The sequence below is a fragment of the Lysobacter sp. GQ73 genome, from assembly GCF_059758755.1.
Genome location: NZ_JCAXEE010000006.1, coordinates 32,234 through 49,799, shown reverse-complemented (window position 1 = coordinate 49,799; position 17,566 = coordinate 32,234). Strand labels below are relative to the sequence as shown.

Annotated in this window: 13 protein-coding genes and 8 tRNA genes; 1 reads left to right on the top strand and 20 read right to left on the bottom strand. The window is 67.1% G+C overall.

Annotated elements, in window-relative coordinates:
• Positions 1–143: 143 nt before the first annotated feature.
• The 14 genes from AC6CH2_RS16870 to AC6CH2_RS16805 form a co-directional block, all read right to left on the bottom strand.
• A tRNA-Asp gene (locus tag AC6CH2_RS16870) sits at positions 144–220 on the bottom strand.
• A gap of 103 nt (positions 221–323) precedes the next feature.
• A tRNA-Asp gene (locus AC6CH2_RS16865) sits at positions 324–400 on the bottom strand.
• Between the two features lie 89 nt (positions 401–489).
• A tRNA-Val gene (locus AC6CH2_RS16860) sits at positions 490–564 on the bottom strand.
• A 50-nt stretch (positions 565–614) separates the two neighbouring features.
• Positions 615–887 (bottom strand): non-specific DNA-binding protein Hbs, encoded by a 273-nt coding sequence (gene hbs, locus AC6CH2_RS16855; protein ID WP_435396736.1) that lies wholly within the window; start codon positions 885–887, stop codon positions 615–617.
• Between the two features lie 231 nt (positions 888–1,118).
• Positions 1,119–3,551, bottom strand: coding sequence for an endopeptidase La (gene lon, locus AC6CH2_RS16850; protein WP_435396737.1), 2,433 nt, complete (start codon positions 3,549–3,551; stop codon positions 1,119–1,121).
• A gap of 643 nt (positions 3,552–4,194) precedes the next feature.
• On the bottom strand, positions 4,195–5,484 hold the full coding sequence (clpX, locus tag AC6CH2_RS16845; protein ID WP_031372507.1) for an ATP-dependent Clp protease ATP-binding subunit ClpX: 1,290 nt from the start codon (positions 5,482–5,484) through the stop codon (positions 4,195–4,197).
• Between the two features lie 179 nt (positions 5,485–5,663).
• Positions 5,664–6,290 (bottom strand): ATP-dependent Clp endopeptidase proteolytic subunit ClpP, encoded by a 627-nt coding sequence (gene clpP / locus AC6CH2_RS16840; RefSeq protein WP_435396371.1) that lies wholly within the window; start codon positions 6,288–6,290, stop codon positions 5,664–5,666.
• Between the two features lie 155 nt (positions 6,291–6,445).
• On the bottom strand, positions 6,446–7,747 hold the full coding sequence (gene tig, locus AC6CH2_RS16835) for a trigger factor (protein WP_498270209.1): 1,302 nt from the start codon (positions 7,745–7,747) through the stop codon (positions 6,446–6,448).
• A gap of 424 nt (positions 7,748–8,171) precedes the next feature.
• Positions 8,172–8,257: transfer RNA gene (locus AC6CH2_RS16830), tRNA-Leu, on the bottom strand.
• A gap of 89 nt (positions 8,258–8,346) precedes the next feature.
• The gene (locus tag AC6CH2_RS16825) at positions 8,347–8,967 is read right to left on the bottom strand and encodes a cation efflux transmembrane domain-containing protein (RefSeq protein ID WP_498270377.1); all 621 of its coding nucleotides are present in this window, start codon (positions 8,965–8,967) and stop codon (positions 8,347–8,349) included.
• Positions 8,968–9,227: 260 nt separating this feature from the next.
• Positions 9,228–9,303, bottom strand: a tRNA-Lys gene (locus AC6CH2_RS16820).
• A 52-nt stretch (positions 9,304–9,355) separates the two neighbouring features.
• A tRNA-His gene (locus AC6CH2_RS16815) sits at positions 9,356–9,432 on the bottom strand.
• A gap of 62 nt (positions 9,433–9,494) precedes the next feature.
• Positions 9,495–9,571, bottom strand: a tRNA-Arg gene (locus AC6CH2_RS16810).
• Between the two features lie 40 nt (positions 9,572–9,611).
• Positions 9,612–9,688: transfer RNA gene (locus AC6CH2_RS16805), tRNA-Pro, on the bottom strand.
• A 186-nt stretch (positions 9,689–9,874) separates the two neighbouring features.
• On the opposite strand from AC6CH2_RS16805, the gene AC6CH2_RS16800 reads away from it, so the two are divergent.
• A complete protein-coding gene (locus AC6CH2_RS16800; RefSeq protein ID WP_435396374.1) occupies positions 9,875–10,633 on the top strand; it encodes a Bax inhibitor-1/YccA family protein in 759 nt (252 codons plus the stop codon).
• Between the two features lie 214 nt (positions 10,634–10,847).
• On the opposite strand, the gene rsfS is transcribed toward AC6CH2_RS16800, so the two are convergent.
• The 6 genes from rsfS to leuS all read right to left on the bottom strand — a co-directional run bounded on the left by rsfS (position 10,848) and on the right by leuS (position 17,447).
• Positions 10,848–11,282, bottom strand: a complete 435-nt coding sequence (gene rsfS / locus AC6CH2_RS16795; RefSeq protein ID WP_435396375.1) for a ribosome silencing factor — start codon at positions 11,280–11,282, stop codon at positions 10,848–10,850.
• Between the two features lie 38 nt (positions 11,283–11,320).
• Entirely contained in the window at positions 11,321–11,974 is a 654-nt protein-coding gene (gene nadD, locus AC6CH2_RS16790; RefSeq protein WP_498270208.1) for a nicotinate-nucleotide adenylyltransferase, read from the bottom strand.
• A 10-nt stretch (positions 11,975–11,984) separates the two neighbouring features.
• A complete protein-coding gene (gene holA, locus AC6CH2_RS16785) occupies positions 11,985–13,031 on the bottom strand; it encodes a DNA polymerase III subunit delta (RefSeq protein ID WP_498270207.1) in 1,047 nt (348 codons plus the stop codon).
• Positions 13,032–13,059: 28 nt separating this feature from the next.
• Positions 13,060–13,581, bottom strand: coding sequence for an LPS-assembly lipoprotein LptE (locus tag AC6CH2_RS16780; protein ID WP_057917448.1), 522 nt, complete (start codon positions 13,579–13,581; stop codon positions 13,060–13,062).
• 162 nt (positions 13,582–13,743) lie between these two features.
• The gene (locus AC6CH2_RS16775; protein ID WP_498270206.1) at positions 13,744–14,397 is read right to left on the bottom strand and encodes a glutathione S-transferase family protein; all 654 of its coding nucleotides are present in this window, start codon (positions 14,395–14,397) and stop codon (positions 13,744–13,746) included.
• Positions 14,398–14,672: 275 nt separating this feature from the next.
• Complete coding sequence (leuS, locus tag AC6CH2_RS16770; protein WP_498270205.1) at positions 14,673–17,447, bottom strand: leucine--tRNA ligase; 2,775 nt, start codon at positions 17,445–17,447, stop codon at positions 14,673–14,675.
• Positions 17,448–17,566: the final 119 nt, after the last annotated feature.

Here is a 17,566-nt window from a genome sequence, read left to right as displayed (position 1 = left end):
TCGATTTCGGCGAGGGGCCGCGCGCCGGCCCGAGCGCACCGGCTCGAACGCCTCGACAGTCGCGCCGCAAAGTCGGCGACAAAACCGAACCGACAAAATCGCGGGCATAAAAAAAGGCGCCGTTTCCGGCGCCTTCGCAAAACTGGCGGAGTGGACGGGACTCGAACCCGCGACCTCCGGCGTGACAGGCCAGCATTCTAACCGACTGAACTACCACTCCGCGTTTTGAAACTTTCCGCATCCGCCGCGCCGCGATCGCGCAAAAAACGAATGCTCTCACTTATATAAAACAAAGGCGCCGTTCCCGGCGCCTTTGGCAAAACTGGCGGAGTGGACGGGACTCGAACCCGCGACCTCCGGCGTGACAGGCCAGCATTCTAACCGACTGAACTACCACTCCGCGTTTTGAACTCTTTCAACCGAATCCTGACTCGCGTCTTGCCTGACTTCATCTTTCGGACGGCGTCTCGGCAGAAAGACCAGCAAGCCTGGTGGGTGCTGAGGGTTTCGAACCCCCGACCCTCTCCGTGTAAAGGAGACGCTCTACCGCTGAGCTAAGCACCCGAGTGCCCGGATTCTGCTTGGCGATGCCCCAGGCACCGCCGGCGAGCTGCTTAGTTTACAGCATCCTTCAGCGCCTTGCCAGCCTTGAAGGAAGGATTCTTCGATGCTGCGATCTTGATCGTTTCGCCGGTCTTCGGATTGCGACCCTGGCGGGCGGCGCGCGCGCGCACCTGGAAGGTACCGAAGCCAACGAGCGTAACAGTGTCGCCCTGCTTGAGCGCCTTGGTGACGACGTCGATCAATGCATCGACGGCGGCGGTAGCGTCGGTCTTCGACAGCTCGGCGGTTTCGGCAACTGCCCCTACGAGATCGGCCTTGTTCATTATTTTCTTGACTCCTGTGCGGATTGGACCGCGTGTTCTGAGAATCGGATCAACGCCATGCGAGGCGTGCGTCCCGATCAAGCGTGCCGCGCTGCAGGAATGGGATTTCCTGCAGCGCGGTTGCGGTCGTTATACCAGCGGCATTTTGGGGGCGCAAGCGTGAAAGCTAGCAGCGACGCGGCTTTCAGCGCTTTTTTCAGGTTTCCGACCGACGGCCGACCGAGCGCGCGATCAATGCTTGACGTCGGGCTGGGCAGGCGTCTTGCCGGCGTCGCGCACCGGCAGCTCGCCTTCGCCGGAGGCCGGCGTCGGCGCGATGGGACGTTCGAGCGCGAGGTCGAGCACCTCGTCGATCCAACGCGCGGGCACGATCTTGAGGCCCTGCACCACGCTCTTGGGCAGGTCGGACAGATCCTTGCGGTTCTCCTCGGGGATGATCACGGTGCGGATGCCGCCGCGCAGCGCGGCGAGCAGTTTTTCCTTGAGCCCGCCGATCGGCAGCACGCGCCCGCGCAAGGTGATTTCGCCGGTCATCGCGACGTCGGCCTTGACCGCGTTCTTGGTCAGCATCGACACCAGGGCGGTGGCGATGCCGATGCCCGCGCTCGGGCCGTCCTTCGGCGTCGCGCCCTCGGGCACGTGCACGTGCACGTCGTGCTTCTGCAGGAACTCGACATCGATGCCGAGCCGTTCGGCGCGCGAACGCACCACCGACAGAGCCGCCGACGCGGACTCCTTCATCACGTCGCCGAGCTGGCCGGTCAGGATCAACTGGCCCTTGCCCGGCACCAGGGTGGCTTCGACCTGGAGCAGGTCGCCGCCGACTTCGGTCCAGGCCAGGCCGGTGACCAGGCCGATCTCGTTCTGCTCTTCGGCGCGGCCGAAATCGAAGCGGCGCACGCCCAGGTACTTCTCGAGATTCTTCGAGCCGATGCTCATCGCACCGTCCTTGCCCTTCTTGAGCTTCGGGCCGGCCAGAGCGATTTCCTTGACCACCTTGCGGCAGATCTTGGAGATCTCGCGCTCGAGGTTGCGCACGCCCGATTCGCGGGTGTAATAGCGCACGATGTCGCGCACCGCCGACTCGGCGATCTTGATTTCCTCGGCCTTCAAGCCGTTGGCCTTGATCTGCTTGGGCAGCAGATAGCGCATGGCGATGTTGAGCTTTTCCTCCTCGGTGTAACCCGGGATCCGGATCACTTCCATGCGGTCCAGCAGCGGGCCGGGAATATTGAGCGAGTTAGAGGTCGCCACGAACATCACCTCGCTCAGGTCGAGGTCGACTTCGAGGTAGTGATCGTTGAAGGCGTTGTTCTGTTCCGGGTCGAGCACTTCGAGCAGCGCCGAGGACGGGTCGCCGCGGAAGTCCATCGACATCTTGTCGATTTCGTCGAGCACGAACAGCGGGTTCTTGCTGCCGACCTTGTTGAGGTTCTGAACGATGCGGCCCGGCATCGAGCCGACGTAAGTCCGGCGGTGGCCGCGGATCTCGGCCTCGTCGCGCACGCCGCCTAGCGACATGCGCACGAACTTGCGGTTGGTCGCCTTGGCGATGCTCTGCCCCAGCGAGGTCTTGCCCACGCCGGGCGGACCGACCAGGCACAGGATCGCGCCCTTCATGTTCTTGACCCGGGTCTGCACGGCGAGGTATTCGAGGATGCGTTCCTTGACCTTCTCCAGGCCGAAGTGGTCGGCGTCGAGCACGTCCTGCGCGGCCTTGAGGTCCTTGCGGATCTTGCTGCGCTTCTTCCACGGCACGCCGAGCAGCCAGTCGAGGTAGTTGCGCACCACCGCGGCCTCGGCCGACATCGGCGACATCTGCTTGAGCTTGTTGAGTTCGGCCTTGGCCTTGGTTTCCACCGGCTTGGGCATGCCGGCCTCGGCGATCTTGCGCGCGAGCTCGTCGACGTCGTTGGGCGCGTCGTCGATCTCGCCGAGCTCCTTCTGGATCGCCTTCATCTGCTCATTGAGGTAGTACTCGCGCTGGCTCTTCTCCATCTGCGACTTGACCCGGCCGCGGATGCGCTTCTCCAGCTGCTGCACGTCGATTTCGCCGTCGACCAGGCCGACCAGCTGTTCCAGGCGCGCGCCGATGGCATGGGTCTCGAGCAGCTTCTGCTTGTCGCCGATGCGCACGCCCAGGTGGGCGGCGACGGTGTCGGCCAGACGGCCGGGCTCGTCGATGCCGGCCAGGGTCTGCATCAGCTCCGGCGGCAGCTTGCGGTTGGTCTTGACGTACTGCTCGAACAGGCCCATCAGCGAGCGCGCGATCGCCTCGACTTCGCGTTCTTCGCGATCGATCACCGGCTCGACCAGTTCGGCCTGGCCGGACAGCGCGCCGTCGCGTTCGAGGACGTCGCCGACCTTGACCCGCGACACGCCCTCGACCAGGACCTTGATGGTGCCGTCGGGCAGTTTGAGCAGCTGCAGCACCTGCGCGAGCGTGCCGATCTCGTACAGATCCTCGGCGACCGGATCGTCGGTCTCGGCGGATTTCTGCGCGACCAGCAGGATGCGCTTGTCGGACTCCATCGCCAGATCGAGGGCGCGGATGGACTTGTCGCGGCCGACGAACAGCGGGATCACCATGTGCGGAAACACGACCACGTCGCGCAGCGGCAGCACCGGCAGTTGCAGGATTTCGTGTTCGGTACGGTCGGACATGCGGACTCCAGATGTAAGCGTTAGGCAGCCACTACGGCGGCCACGCCCGATTTATGGGGTTGGCGCCCGAACGATGCAAGCACGACATTGGTCCCAACCTCGCCGGCATGCGCCAAACCCTTGCCAATCAAGACATTGAAGCGAATACGGCACTCTACGTTCCAGCCAAGCGTTCAGTATCACAAACCACTGACATGCCATGACCCGGATGCACGGAATCCGTCGCCGCGGGGCGGCCGCGCCCCACCCCACTGCTGGAATCGCCGCGCCCCTCAGCCGCGACGAGGCGGCGCCAGAGCCGAACAGACGCTGCCCGGGCCAACGGATCGGACCGGCCCGGCTCGGGACCGAGGCCTGGGAGCGACCTGGGAGCGGCCTGGGGCTTGCTGGGGCTACCGGCGCGGTTCCGGGCGAGCGCCCTGCCGGCGGCCGGCCTGCGACGCCGCGGGCCCTGACGGCCTGCGCAGGAGTCACCAGCGGGATACGCGCGGGCGGGAGCGCCTGCGCCGGGCGGACCGGATTCGAGAGGCGGCCGGCCTCAGCCCCCATCCAGTGAACGACCGCGGCGTGCGCCGCGCCGCTCAGGCCGGCCGTTACCGGCCCCGGATGGCGAACGCCCCGGCAGGGCCGGGGCGTTCGGGGTTCACTCGGCGGCGGCCACTTTCGGCTGCGCCGGAGGCGTCTGGTAGATCAGGTACGGCTCGGACTTGTGCTCGATCACCGACTCGTCGACGACCACCTTGCTGACGTTTTCCAGCGAAGGCAGCTCGTACATCGTGTCCAGCAGGACCGACTCGACGATGGTGCGCAGGCCGCGCGCGCCGGTCTTGCGCTTGAGCGCGCGGCGGGCGATCGCCGCGAGCGCGTCGGGACGGAATTCGAGCTCGACGCTCTCCATCTCGAACAGCTTGCGGAACTGCTTGGTGATCGCGTTCTTCGGCTCGGTCAGGATCGAGATCAGCGCGGCTTCGTCGAGCTCCTCGAGCGTGGCGACCACCGGCAGGCGGCCGACGAACTCGGGGATCAGGCCGAACTTGATCAGGTCTTCCGGCTCGACCTCGGCCAGGATCCGGCCGATGTCGATCTTGCGCTCGCTGCTCTTGACCTTGGCGCCGAAGCCGATGCCGCCGGCCTCGGTGCTGCGCTGCTGGATGATCTTGTCCAGGCCGGCGAACGCGCCGCCGACCACGAACAGGATGTTGCGCGTGTCGACCTGCAGAAATTCCTGCTGCGGATGCTTGCGCCCGCCCTGCGGCGGCACGCTGGCGATGGTGCCTTCGATCAGCTTCAGCAGCGCCTGCTGCACGCCTTCGCCGGAGACGTCGCGGGTGATCGACGGGTTGTCGCTCTTGCGCGAGATCTTGTCGATTTCGTCGATGTAGACGATGCCCTGCTGCGCCTTCTCGACGTCGTAGTCGCACTTCTGCAGCAGCTTCTGGATGATGTTCTCGACGTCTTCGCCCACGTAACCGGCTTCGGTCAGGGTGGTGGCGTCGGCGATCGTGAACGGCACGTTGAGCAGGCGCGCCAGCGTTTCGGCCAGCAGCGTCTTGCCCGAACCGGTCGGGCCGACCAGCAGGATGTTCGACTTCGACAGTTCGACGTCGTCGTTCTTCTGCCGGCTCTCGATGCGCTTGTAATGGTTGTATACGGCCACCGCCAGGGTGCGCTTGGCGCGCTGCTGGCCGATCACGTACTGGTCGAGCACCTCGAGAATCTCGCGCGGCTTCGGCAGGTGGCTGCGGGCCGACTGCGCCTTCTCCTCGAGCTCCTCGCGGATGATGTCGTTGCACAGCTCGACGCATTCATCGCAGATGAAGACGCTCGGGCCCGCAATCAGCTTGCGGACCTCATGCTGGCTTTTACCGCAGAACGAGCAATACAGGATCTTGTTGCTGTCGCCCGTGCTGCGTCCTTGTCGATCGTCGGTCATGCTTTGGCCCGTTGGTGCTCAGTCGTACTCATATTCCCGAACGGCCATCTCGGCAAGCGCCTGAATGGCCGGTTCGGCTATCGCAGCCCGAGAATAACACACCCCCAGGCCCCGCCCTGCGGACGGGACTGACGACGGTTATCCAGTGCGATCAAGGGTTTGCGCGTCTTGGCGAACGGTCAGGCGGCCTGAACCGAATCGTCCGGACGGCGCTCGAGGACCTGGTCGATCAGGCCGTATTCGCGCGAGGCTTCGGCGCTCTTGAAGTTGTCGCGCTCGGTGTCGCGCGCGATCGTCTCCAGCGCCTGGCCGGTGTGCTTGGACAGGATCTCGTTGAGGCGCTGACGCAGGGTCAGGATCTCGCGGGCGTGGATGTCGATGTCCGTCGCCTGACCCTGGAAGCCACCGAGCGGCTGGTGGATCATCACCCGCGAGTTCGGAAGGGCGTAACGCTTGCCCGGCGCGCCCGCGGCGAGCAGCAGCGCGCCCATGCTGGCGGCCTGGCCGACGCAGATCGTGCTCACGTCCGGCTTGATGTACTGCATGGTGTCGTAGATCGCCATGCCGGCGGTGACCACGCCGCCCGGCGAGTTGATGTAGAGGCTGATGTCCTTTTCGGGATTTTCGGCTTCCAGGAACAGCATCTGGGCCACGATCACGTTGGCGACATGGTCGTCGACGCCGCCGACGAGGAAAATCACGCGCTCCTTGAGCAGGCGCGAATAGATGTCGTAGGCGCGTTCGCCGCGGCTGGTCTGCTCGACCACCATCGGCACCAGATTCAATGCTTTGGTTCGGTTATCCATTTCAACGGCACCTATTGGCTGACGTGGAGTGCGCTTGTAACGCAAGCGCGGTCCGGCCAACTTGGGGCCGGCCGGACCGCAGCGCAAGAGGCGCGACTGCCAAAAGCGGCATTACCGCCTGGCACGCCCGATCGGGAACGCTCGAAAGCGTCCGGTCAGGCCGGACGAATCGCTTCGCTGAACGACAGCGACTGCTCGGTGTGCTGGGCGCGCTCGGCGATCCAGTCGATCACCTGCTCTTCCATCACCCGGTTCTGCAGGCCGGCCATCAGCTGCTGGTCGTTGCGGTACAGGTCGATCACCTGCTGCGGCTCCTCGTAGGTCGAGGCGATCAGGCGCAGGGTCTCGTTGACGCGCTTGGGCTCCAGGCGCAGCTCGTGGCGGCGGGCGATCTCGCCGACCAGCAGGCCGACCAGCACGCGCTTGCGCGCCGCGTCCATGTAGTTCAGGTGCGCGTCGGCCGGGGCTTCGATCTGGCGGCCCTGGCGGCGGGCCTGCTCGACGGTCTGCCAGACCATGTCGCGGGCTTCGTTCTCGACCAGCTTCGGCGGCATTTCGACCGACTCGTAAGCGGCGATCAGCTGCTCGCCGACTTCGCGGCGCAGGCGGGTCATCAGCGCGCCCTTGAGCTCGCGCTCGAGGTTGGTGCGGATGTCGCTGCGGAACTGCTCGGCATCGCCGCTCTTCACGCCGAAGCTCTTGATGAACTCGGCGTCGACTTCCGGCAGGACCGGCTCGGAGACGTGGTTCAGCTTCAGGTGCACGCTGGCCTTCTGGCCGGCGAGCTGCGGAGCGCGCCATTCGGCAGGGAACTCGACTTCGGCGACGGTTTCCTCGCCGGCCTTGAGGCCGATCAGGGCGTCCTCGAGCGGCTTGAACATCGACTCCGAACCGATCACGGTGCTGCCGTGCTCGGCGCCTTCGGCCGGCAGACGCTCCTCGCCGACCTGGGTCCAGGTTTCCAGCTCGACCACGTCGCCCTCTTGAGCGGCGCGGTCGACCGACTTCAGGGTGCGGCGCTGCAGGCGCAGATTTTCGATCATCGCGTCGATGTCGGCGTCGGCGACCTCGGCGACGTGACGCACGATGTTGAGCTTGGCCACGTCGATCTCGCCGAAGTCCGGCACGACCTCGAAGGTCGCCACGTAGGACAGCGTCTCGCCGCTTTCGTTGGCCGGCTCGATGCGCGGGTTACCGGCGATCTGCAGCTTTTCCTCGCGGATGGCGTTGCTGAAGCCTTCGCGCAGCATGCCGTCGAGGATTTCGGCCCGCACCTGCGCGCCGAAGCGCTGCTCGATGACCTTGGTCGGCACCTTGCCGGGGCGGAAGCCCTTGATCTTGGCGCCGCGCGCGATTTCGCGCAGGCGGCCGCCGACCTGGTTTTCCAGGTTCTCGGCCGGGAGGCTGAAGGTCAGTCGGCGTTCGAGCGAGCCCAGCGATTCGAGCGAAACTTGCATATCCACTCCTGCGACCACGGCACTCGCCGCAGCACGATGTTGATGATCTTGTCCGGCCGCCGTTATCGACGAGACCCTCGTCGGCCAGCGGAACTTGCTAGTTTGGCCGATTACGGGCCGGGCTGCCAGCGCCCGGGGGCGGAACAGCCGTCCGGGCGGGGTTGTGGGGCCCACAACGGCGGAATTCGCGACCTGGGTCGCAGCCGGGGGCGGTTTGGGGGCCGGCGGCGGGTCCGGTTGGCCGGTAGTGCTGGCCGGAAAGCGACCGATCCGGGCCGGCGAGCCGCTTGGATGACGGGCCGAGGCGCGGATGGCTGCCGGCGCGATCTACGCGGGGCCGGTCGCTGCCTGCCTGCAGCAGGAGCCCGGCTGGAGGTTTCGGCCATTGGCGCCTGCACGGCGGGCGGCTGCCGACCCGCCTGCGTGGTGCGAAAGGCGGGACTCGAACCCGCACGGGGGTTACCCGCTGGAACCTAAATCCAGTGCGTCTACCAATTCCGCCACTTTCGCCCAGGGCCGGCATCGCAGGGATGCGGCCGACGCATTCTAGCGGTCGCGCCGGGAAAAAGCGCCTGGCGATCGCGCCGCCCGCCGCGCCGTCAGGACGCCGCGCGCAGCTCCCGCCAGGAGGCGCCCAGGACCCGGGACGCCGAACGCAGGAACAGGATCGACAACGCCGCGGCGATCGCAAGATCGGGCCAGCCCGCGCCGAAGAGCCACACCATCAGCGTGGCCGCGACCAGGGCGAAGCCTTCGTAGATGTCGTTGCGGGCGCACTCCCAGGCCGAGGCCAGGTTCACGTCGCCCTCCCGGTATGGCGACAGCAACCGCAGACAAACGTAGTTCGCCGCCAGATTCAGCGTCGCGGCGATGCCCATGCCCTCGAACAGGGGCATCGCGGGGTGCCACAAGCGCCAGGCGATCTGCACGGCCACCGCGACCGCCGCCGCCAGGATCAACAGGCCCTTGAACAAGGACACTCGCGCCTTGGACCGGCGGCTCGCCCCGACCACGGCCAGACTGAGGGCGTAGGTCAGCGCGTCGCCGAGGTTGTCGAGGCCTTGCGACAAGACCGATGAGGACCGGCTGTACCAGGCCGCGAAAACCATCATCGCGAAGGTGGCCATGTTGATGGCGAGCACGATCGCGAGGACGCGGCGCTGCCTGGCCTGCATCGCCGCGACGTCCATCACTTTGCCGCAACCGCAGCACTCGCTCATGCTCGTTTCGAACCGGTCATGTGATGGCCGAAGAGTATCGGACCGCAGGCGGGTTCGTCCGCACCGGGCGAACGCCGCAAACCGCGGGAAACCGGCGCCGGAGCGGTCGAGGCGGCATACACCCACCGGCTTGCGCAAGGGGCGGCCCGCGGAGAGGCCGGCTTTCGGGCGTGCCTGCCTGTAGGCAAACCCGATCCAATGGCGGGCACAAATCGCGGCCAAAGAAAAGGCACCTGGATCGCTCCAGATGCCTTTCGATTTGGTGGGCTGTCAAGGATTCGAACCTTGGACCTATTGATTAAGAGTCAACTGCTCTACCAACTGAGCTAACAGCCCGGTGAAACTAGGTGCGGAACTATACAGAAAAAATCAGTACCGCACAACACCTTGGGGTGGAAGACGGGATTTGAACCCGCGACCCCCGGAATCACAATCCGGTGCTCTAACCAACTGAGCTACATCCACCATAAACCTGCTGCTGCAACCTGCGTCATTGAACCACGAACGCAGGTTCGCGAAAACTTTTTTGGCGCGCCCGGCGGGACTCGAACCCACAACCACCGGCTTAGAAGGCCGGTGCTCTATCCGGTTGAGCTACGGGCGCCAGATTACATCTTAACTGACGGCCGAGCCTGCTCGATGGATGGTCGGGGCAGAGGGATTCGAACCCACGACATCCAGCTCCCAAAGCTGGCGCTCTACCAGGCTGAGCTATACCCCGAGCCGGGACTCCCGCGACACGCCAAGACCGCGAAAGGCCGCATAGTGTGGGCGGCGCTTTGTTTCCTGTCAATCGTGCATCGCCGCCGCGGCACCGCCCTGCCCGAGCCGGCGCCGCTTGTGCGATGTATGCTTCGACCCCAGCTAGTATTCAATCTCAAAACCGCGTTTCCCAAGGAGCAAGACCATGCGCAGCGGCAATCCCGCATTGAAGGATTCGACCTTCCTCGACCTCGGCACCGGCTCGGTCGTGCGCGGCGGCGACCAGGTGATGACCCTGAACGGTACGGTCAACAAGACCGGCGTGTTGTTGCTGCTGACCGTCATCACCGCGTCCTTCGCCTGGAGCCAGGTCCAGATCACCGAACTCGGCGCGGTCGGCGCCGGCCCCTACGTCTGGGGCGGCGCGATCGGCGGCCTGATCCTGGCCCTGATCACCACCTTCAAGAAGACCTGGGCGCCGGTCACCGCGCCGCTGTACGCGCTGGTCGAGGGCTTCTTCCTCGGCGCGATTTCCTCGATCTTCGAGGCGAAGTTCCCGGGCATCGTGATCCAGGCGGTGATGCTGACCTTCGGCACCCTGTTCGCGCTGCTGTTCGCGTATCGCTCGGGCCTGATCAAGGCGACCGAGAACTTCAAGCTCGGCGTGGCCGCGGCCACCGGCGGCATCTTCCTGATCTACCTGGCCACGATGGTGCTGGGCCTGTTCAACATCAACATCCCGTACATCCACGAATCGGGCCTGATCGGCATCGGCTTCAGCCTGTTCGTGGTGGTGGTCGCGGCGATGAACCTGGTGCTCGATTTCGACTTCATCGAAACCGGCGTCGAACAGGGGGCGCCGAAGTACATGGAGTGGTACGGCGCGTTCGGCCTGATGGTGACCCTGGTGTGGCTGTACATCGAGTTCCTGCGCCTGCTGTCGAAGCTGCAGTCGCGCAACTGATTACGCCATTCGCCGATTGAGAAAGGGCGCCTTCGGGCGCCCTTTTCTTTGCCGGGATTCCTGGCGTCCGCGCGGGCCGACCGCGCTCGCCCGCCCTGGCCTTCGAAGCGCCGTGCAGCGCCTGCTCCGCAAACGACGACGGCGCCCCGGGGCGCCGTCGTTGCATCGCTGCGAAACCTTACGATCGGATGCGGCCTTCTCAGCCGCGGCCCGATCAGAACCGGTCTTCGTCGTCGGTCTCGAACTTGCCTTCGTAGCCTTCCGGCGGCGGCGGCTGGTCGCCGACGGTCCACAGGCGCTCGAGCGCGTAGAACTCGCGCACGCGCGGCAACATCACATGGACGACGACGTCGCCGAGGTCGACCAGTACCCACTCGGCCTCGCGCTCGCCCTCGACGCCCAGCGGCATGACGTCGAGGTTCTTGGCGAACTTGACGACTTCGTTGGCGATCGATTTGACGTGGCGGGTCGAGGTGCCGGAGGCGACGACCATGTAATCGGTGACGCTGCTCTTGCCGCGCACATCGATTTCGACGACATCCTTGGCCTTGAGTTCTTCGACCGCGGCGTGGACCGTCTTGAGCAACAACGCGATCGGCGGCGGCGGGTTCGGCAGCTGGGTCTTGATGACTTGGGCTTGGCTGGTCAAGGGGAAATCGGCTCTGCGTGACGGGATGTGTGCCGGGATTATACCGAAGCGCCGCGCAGCGCTATCACGCCGTATAAACCATGGCGTTCTATGTAGCCGGCGACGGCCGCCGGAACGTAGTCGCGCCAGGGCTTTCCGGCGGCGATCAGCGACCGTACCTGGCTGGCCGATTCGGCATGGAGCGGCTGGTTCAGGCGAAATACCCGCCCGGCCGGGGCCTGTCGTAGCGCTTCGACCTCGGCCGTCTCGCGACCGTCTGCGAACGCGATGCGCTCGTCGTCGAGGGGGCTGCCAGGGCGCTCGGCGACGACGAAATGGGCCAGGCCGAACAAGGCCTGCCATTCCTTCCATTGCGGCAGGTCGAGAAAGCTGTCGGCGCCGACCAGCAGGGCCAGCGGCTGTTCCGGCCCGACTTCGGCGCGGACCTCGCGCAGGGTCTCGACCGTGTAGGAACGGCCCTGGCGGCGCAGTTCGCGCCGGTCGACCATCAGCTCGTCCTCGCCGGCTACGGCCAGGTCGAGCATGCGCGCGCGATGCTCGGCGCTGGCGCCGGGCAAGGCGCGGTGCGGCGGATCGGCGGCCGGCATCAGGCGCACCTGGGCGCGCAAGGTGTCGCGCGCGGCGCGCGCGATCGCCAGGTGACCGTCGTGGATCGGGTCGAAGGTGCCGCCGTAGAAGACCAGCAAGCCCATGGGCTACGACTCAGGCGCCCGACACCGCGAGCAGGCGCAGTGCGCGCGGCTCGGCGACGGCCAGCAGCAGGCGCTCCAGCGCGACCCAGGCGTCGCCGCTCTCGCGGCCCTTGGCCATGCGGTCGACCCGGCCCGCCTGGGCCAGCAGGGCCTCCCAGCGGCGGGCGTCGTGACGCTGCAGGGCGCGGCGATACATGGGCTGTTTCGAGTCCCAGATCCGCTGCGCCTTGAACTCGGCGTTGATGTTGCCGCCGCGCGCGTTGACCCGCGCGAGCGCCGCGGTGCGCTGCAGCTCCATCACCACCATGCCGAGCAAGGCCGGCACCGCCTCGCCTTCGGCGCGCAGGCCGGCGAGCATGCGCGAGACCTGCCCGCCCTGCCCGTTCATGGCCGCGTCGAGCACCCGGAACACGTCGAAGCGCGCGGCGTCGGCGACCAAAGCCTGCATGCGTTCGAGATCGATGGTCTCGCCGTCGGACAACAGGGCGAGCTTGTCGACCTCCTGCGCGGCGGCGAGCAGATTGCCCTCGACCCGCTCGGCGAGGCTCTGCACTGCGTCGCGATCAGCGCGCAGGCCGCGCGCGCGCAGGCGGCGCTCGATCCACTCCGGCAGTTCGTGCGGCTTGATCGCCCAGGCGACGGCGAGGTGGCCCACGCGGGCCACCGCCTCGCTCCACTTGCCGCCGTGCTGCTTGCTCCATTCGCCGGCGCTGATCAGCAGATTGACGTCGTGCGGCGGGTCGGCGCAGAAATCGGAAATCACTTCGGCGCCCTCTTTGCCGGGCTTGCCGCTGGGCAGGCGCAGCTCGATCAGGCGCCGGCTGGCGAACAGGCTGGGCGCGCGGAACGCGCTCGACAGCGCGTTCCAGTCCGGCTCGCGCTGGTTGCCTTCGGCTTCGAACACTTCGCGCTCGTCGATGCCCTGCTTGCGCGCGGCGGCGCGCACCGCATCGGCGGCTTCGAGCACGCGCAGCGGCTCGGGCCCGGCGATCAGATAGACCGGCCGCAGGGCCTCGCCGTCGAGTTGGGCGAGCAGGCGCTCGGGCGTCAGTTCCATGGTCGCCGACGCAGGCAGGCGGCGAAGATCAACGCCGTTCGGTGACGGCGCCGATGCGGCGCAGCACCGCGGCGCTCATTTCGCGACGCATTTCGCGCATCAGGATTTCGCGCTCGCCTTCGGTACCGATCGCGTTGACCGGGTTGGAGACGTAGTCACGCGCCAGCTCGATGCTCTGGCGCGGCACCAGCGCGGTGCCGTCGGCCTTGCGCAGCTCGAAGGCGACGGCGTAGCGCAGGCTGTATTCCTGGACGCGGCCGAGTTCGTCGAGCGCGGCCGGGGTATCGCCCCAACGCTCCGACAGCAGGTCGAGCACCGCCACTTCGCTGGAGTCGGCGGTCGCCGGCACCGCGCCGGCGCGGGTCAGCGCCTGGGCCAGGGATTCGGCGAGCGGGCTGTAACGGTCGGCGGAGACCACCCGCACCGGGCCGAGGTCCGGCGGCAGGGTCAGCGCCTGGCGCAACTGGAAACCGCAGGCCGACAGGGCCAGCACGAGGACCGCCAGCGAAGTGCGGGCAGTCGCGCGGAGAAAGGGGGTGCGAGGCGTCATGTGGCGAAGTCTGGACGAGGCGGCTTCGGGCATCAATAGGAAGCCTGAACCGCATTGGCGCCGAAGCGGTCGCAGCCGGCGCTGCGTCCGCGACCGCACTCGGAACCGGCAGGTGCGCCGGTCCGTCGCGCTTATGGCGGGCCCACGATGGGCTTGCGCGGCTCAGTAAGCGATCGCGTGCCCGGCGAACAGCGCCTGCGGCGTCTGCGCGCCCGGCAGGGCCATCAGCCGGTCGAGCCAGGCCCGCACCGCCGGCCAGCGCTCCGGCCAACTGCGCATCGCGAAACCGGCCGCTTCGGCCCAGGGCTCGACGGTGAAGAACAGATAGCCGCTGCAGGCGACGTCGGCGATGCTCGGCGCCTCGCCGGCCAGCCACGGCGTCGCGCTCAGCTGCGCCTGCAGGCGGTCGAGGTCGGCGAGCGAGCGGCGGTCGTACCAGGCCAGCACCGCCGGGTCGTAATGACCGAACTGGCGGCCGTAGCGCGAGTGGGCGATGTTGAGACTGACCCGGTTGGCTTCCCACGACAGCCATTCGCGCACGTGCAGGCGCTGTTCGACGGTATCGCCGTCGAGCGCGCGGCTGCGGGTCGCCAGATAGTCGAGGATCACGTTCGACTGGCACAGCACCAGACCGTCGATGCGCAACACCGGCACCTCGCCGTGCGCGGCGAGTTCGCGGAACTCCTGCGAACGCTGCTCGCGCGGGCGGCGGATGTCGACGTGGCGCTGTTCGAATTCGATCCCGAGCAAGCGCAGCGCCAGCGCGACCTTGTAGCTGAAGCCTGAGTCGGGGTGGCAGTAGAGGATGGGGGTCATGGGATTCGAGGAGGTTGGAGGTAAGAGCTGAAAGCCCGGAGCTTGCGGGCTGAGAGCAGCCCCCTACCCCTGCTTCGAAGGGGGAACGGCAACAGCGGGGACGACGGCGCCGCCGACGGCCATCGCCGCCGCGGCGACCAAGCGACGACCAGGCGACGCGGCCGCAAAGACAACGACGCGACCGCCCGGCCGATGTCCCCTTTTTAGGGGGGACCAGGGCGGAGTTGCTGTCGCTGTTGTCGCTGTTGCCGCCTTCCCCGCTCCGCGCGCCCGACTCAGCTCGCGACGATGTTGACGATCTTGCCCGGCACCACGATCACCTTGCGCACGCTCAGGCCTTCCATGAACTTGACCACGTTCGGTTCGGCCAGGGCCAGGCGCTCGGCCTCTTCCTTAGCGACGTTGACCGGCACCTCGATGGTGCCGCGCAGCTTGCCGTTGACCTGCACCGCCAGGGTCACCGCGTCGCGTTGCAGCGCCGAGGCGTCGACCGCCGGGAACGGCAGGTCTTCGAGCAGGGTCTCCTCGTGCCCCAGCACCTGCCACAACGCATGGCTCGCGTGCGGGGTGATCGGGTTGAGCAACAGCACGATCGCCGCCAGCGCTTCCTGGCGCAGGGCGCGGCCGTTGTCGCTGGCGTCGTCGAACTTGCCCAGGTGATTGAGCAGTTCCATGACCGCGGCGATCGCGGTGTTGAAACTGTGGCGGCGGCCGTAGTCGTCGCCGACCTTCTGGATGCACTCGTGCAACTGCCGGCGCAGGGTCTTCTGCGCGGCGTCGAGGGCGGTCAGGTCGAGCGCCGGCGCAGCGCCGTCGGCGGCGTGGCGATGGACCATGGCCCACAGGCGGCGCAGGAAGCGCGCCATGCCTTCGACGCCGGCCTCGTTCCATTCCAGCGACTGGTCCGGCGGCGCGGCGAACATCGAGAACAGGCGCACCGTGTCGGCGCCGAACTTGCCGACCATCAGCTGCGGGTCGACGCCGTTGTTCTTCGACTTCGACATCTTCTCGGTGCCGCCGATCTGCACCGGCTCGCCGTCGGCCTTGAGCACCGCGCCGGTGATGCGGCCGCGTTCGTCGCGCTTGACCTCCACGTCGGCCGGGTTGATCCAGTCGAAGCCGCCGTTGGGCTGCGTGCGGTAGAAGGTGTCGGCGATGACCATGCCCTGGGTCATCAGGTTGGTCGCCGGTTCGTCGCTGTCGACCAGGCCCTGGTCGCGCATGAGCTTGTGATAGAAGCGGAAGTACATCAGGTGCAGGATCGCGTGCTCGATGCCGCCGATGTACTGGTCCACCGGGGTCCAGTATTTGGCGCGCTCGTCGACCTGCTGGGCCGCGCCCGGCGAGGTGTAGCGCGCGTAGTACCAGCTCGACTCCATGAAGGTGTCGAAGGTGTCGGTTTCGCGCTCGGCCGCGCCGCCGCAGTTCGGGCAGGTGGTCTTGCGCCACTGCGGGTCGGCCTTGATCGGCGACGCCACGCCGCTGAATTCCACGTCCTCGGGCAGCACCACCGGCAACTGCTCTTCCGGCACCGGCACGTCGCCGCAGCTCGGGCACAGGATTACCGGGATCGGACAGCCCCAGTAACGCTGGCGGCTCACGCCCCAGTCGCGCAGGCGGTAATTGACCCGGCGGTTGCCGCGGCCTTCGGCTTCGAAGCGCGCGGCCAACGCGTCCAGCGCCTGCTGGAAATCCAGGCCGTCGTAGTCGCCGGAGTTGACCAGCCAGCCGCGCTCGGTCCAGGCGCCCTGCTCCTCGATGCCGTGCTGGAACTCCTCGACCACCTGCACCGCCGCGCTGGTGCCGTAGACGTCGACCGAGGCCGCGCCGCCCAGCGCGCTGCGCATCGGGTCCTTGTGCAGGGTGGCGACGTCCTCGCCGATCTCGGCCAGCGCGTCGCGCACCGCGTCGGGCACGATCACGGTCTTGATCGGCAGCTGGTAGCGCTTGGCGAACTCCCAGTCGCGCTGGTCGTGGCCGGGCACGGCCATGACCGCGCCGGTGCCGTAGTTCATCAGCACGAAGTTGGCGACGAACACCGGCAGTTCGTCGCCGGTGATCGGGTGGATCGCGCGCAGGCCGGTGTCGCGGCCGCGCTTTTCCTGGGTTTCCAGTTCCGCTTCCGACACGCCGCCCCGGCGCAGCTCGGCGATGAACTCGGCCAGGTCGCTGTCGCGTTGCGCGGCGAGCGCGGCCAGCGGGTGCTCGGCGGCGATCGAAACGAAGGTCACGCCCATCAGGGTGTCGGGACGGGTGGTGAACACCGTCAGCGGTTCGACCGCGGCGCCGTTCTCGTCGCGCACGTCGAAGCGGATCTCCAGGCCTTCGCTGCGGCCGATCCAGTTGCGCTGCATGGTCTTGACCGCTTCCGGCCAGCCCGGCAGCGTGTCCAGGCCGTCGAGCAGTTCCTGGGCGTAGTCGGTGATCTTGAGGAACCACTGCGGGATTTCGCGCTTCTCGACCAGGGCGCCGGTGCGCCAGCCGCGGCCGTCGATGACCTGCTCGTTGGCGAGCACGGTCTGGTCGACCGGATCCCAGTTGACCACCGAGTTCTTGCGGTAGGCCAGGCCCTGCTTCATCAGCCGCACGAACATGCGCTGCTCGTGGACGTAGTAGTCCGGCGTGCAGGTGGCGAACTCGCGCGACCAGTCGATGGCATAGCCCATGGTCTTGAGCTGCGCCTTCATGTGGGCGATGTTGGCGTAGGTCCACTTGGCCGGCGCGGTCTTGTTCTTGATCGCGGCGTTCTCGGCCGGCAGGCCGAACGCGTCCCAGCCCATCGGCTGCAGCACGTTGAAGCCGGTCATGCGCTTGTAGCGGCTGATCACGTCGCCGATGGTGTAGTTGCGCACATGGCCCATGTGCAGCGCGCCGGAGGGATACGGCAGCATCGACAGGCAGTAGTACTTGGGCTTGTCCGACCTTTCGTCGACCTCGAACGCGCGGGTGGCGTCCCAATAGCGCTGGGCGGCGGTTTCGACGCTGCTCGGGTCGAAGGCCTTGGTTTCACTCTTGGGGTCGTGCGGGGCGTGGGGGACGTCGGTAGACACAGGCGGGCATGAGCAAAAGGACAGGACCGGCAAGCCTACCGCAGCGCACCAAGCCCCGCCATGCGCGGACGGCCGCGAGCGGCGCCCCGGACCGGTTCGCCCGACCCGGCGACGCGCCC

Coding starts and splice junctions, on each gene's coding strand:
- AC6CH2_RS16800 (WP_435396374.1), top strand. CDS start 9,875: ATGCGCAGCGGCAATCCCGCATTGAAGGATTCGACCTTCCTCGACCTC.
- tig (WP_498270209.1), bottom strand. CDS start 7,747: ATGCAAGTTTCGCTCGAATCGCTGGGCTCGCTCGAACGCCGACTGACC.
- clpP (WP_435396371.1), bottom strand. CDS start 6,290: ATGGATAACCGAACCAAAGCATTGAATCTGGTGCCGATGGTGGTCGAG.
- hbs (WP_435396736.1), bottom strand. CDS start 887: ATGAACAAGGCCGATCTCGTAGGGGCAGTTGCCGAAACCGCCGAGCTG.
- clpX (WP_031372507.1), bottom strand. CDS start 5,484: ATGACCGACGATCGACAAGGACGCAGCACGGGCGACAGCAACAAGATC.
- nadD (WP_498270208.1), bottom strand. CDS start 11,974: ATGGGCTTGCTGGTCTTCTACGGCGGCACCTTCGACCCGATCCACGAC.
- AC6CH2_RS16775 (WP_498270206.1), bottom strand. CDS start 14,397: ATGACCCCCATCCTCTACTGCCACCCCGACTCAGGCTTCAGCTACAAG.
- AC6CH2_RS16825 (WP_498270377.1), bottom strand. CDS start 8,967: ATGAGCGAGTGCTGCGGTTGCGGCAAAGTGATGGACGTCGCGGCGATG.
- lon (WP_435396737.1), bottom strand. CDS start 3,551: ATGTCCGACCGTACCGAACACGAAATCCTGCAACTGCCGGTGCTGCCG.
- AC6CH2_RS16780 (WP_057917448.1), bottom strand. CDS start 13,581: ATGACGCCTCGCACCCCCTTTCTCCGCGCGACTGCCCGCACTTCGCTG.
- holA (WP_498270207.1), bottom strand. CDS start 13,031: ATGGAACTGACGCCCGAGCGCCTGCTCGCCCAACTCGACGGCGAGGCC.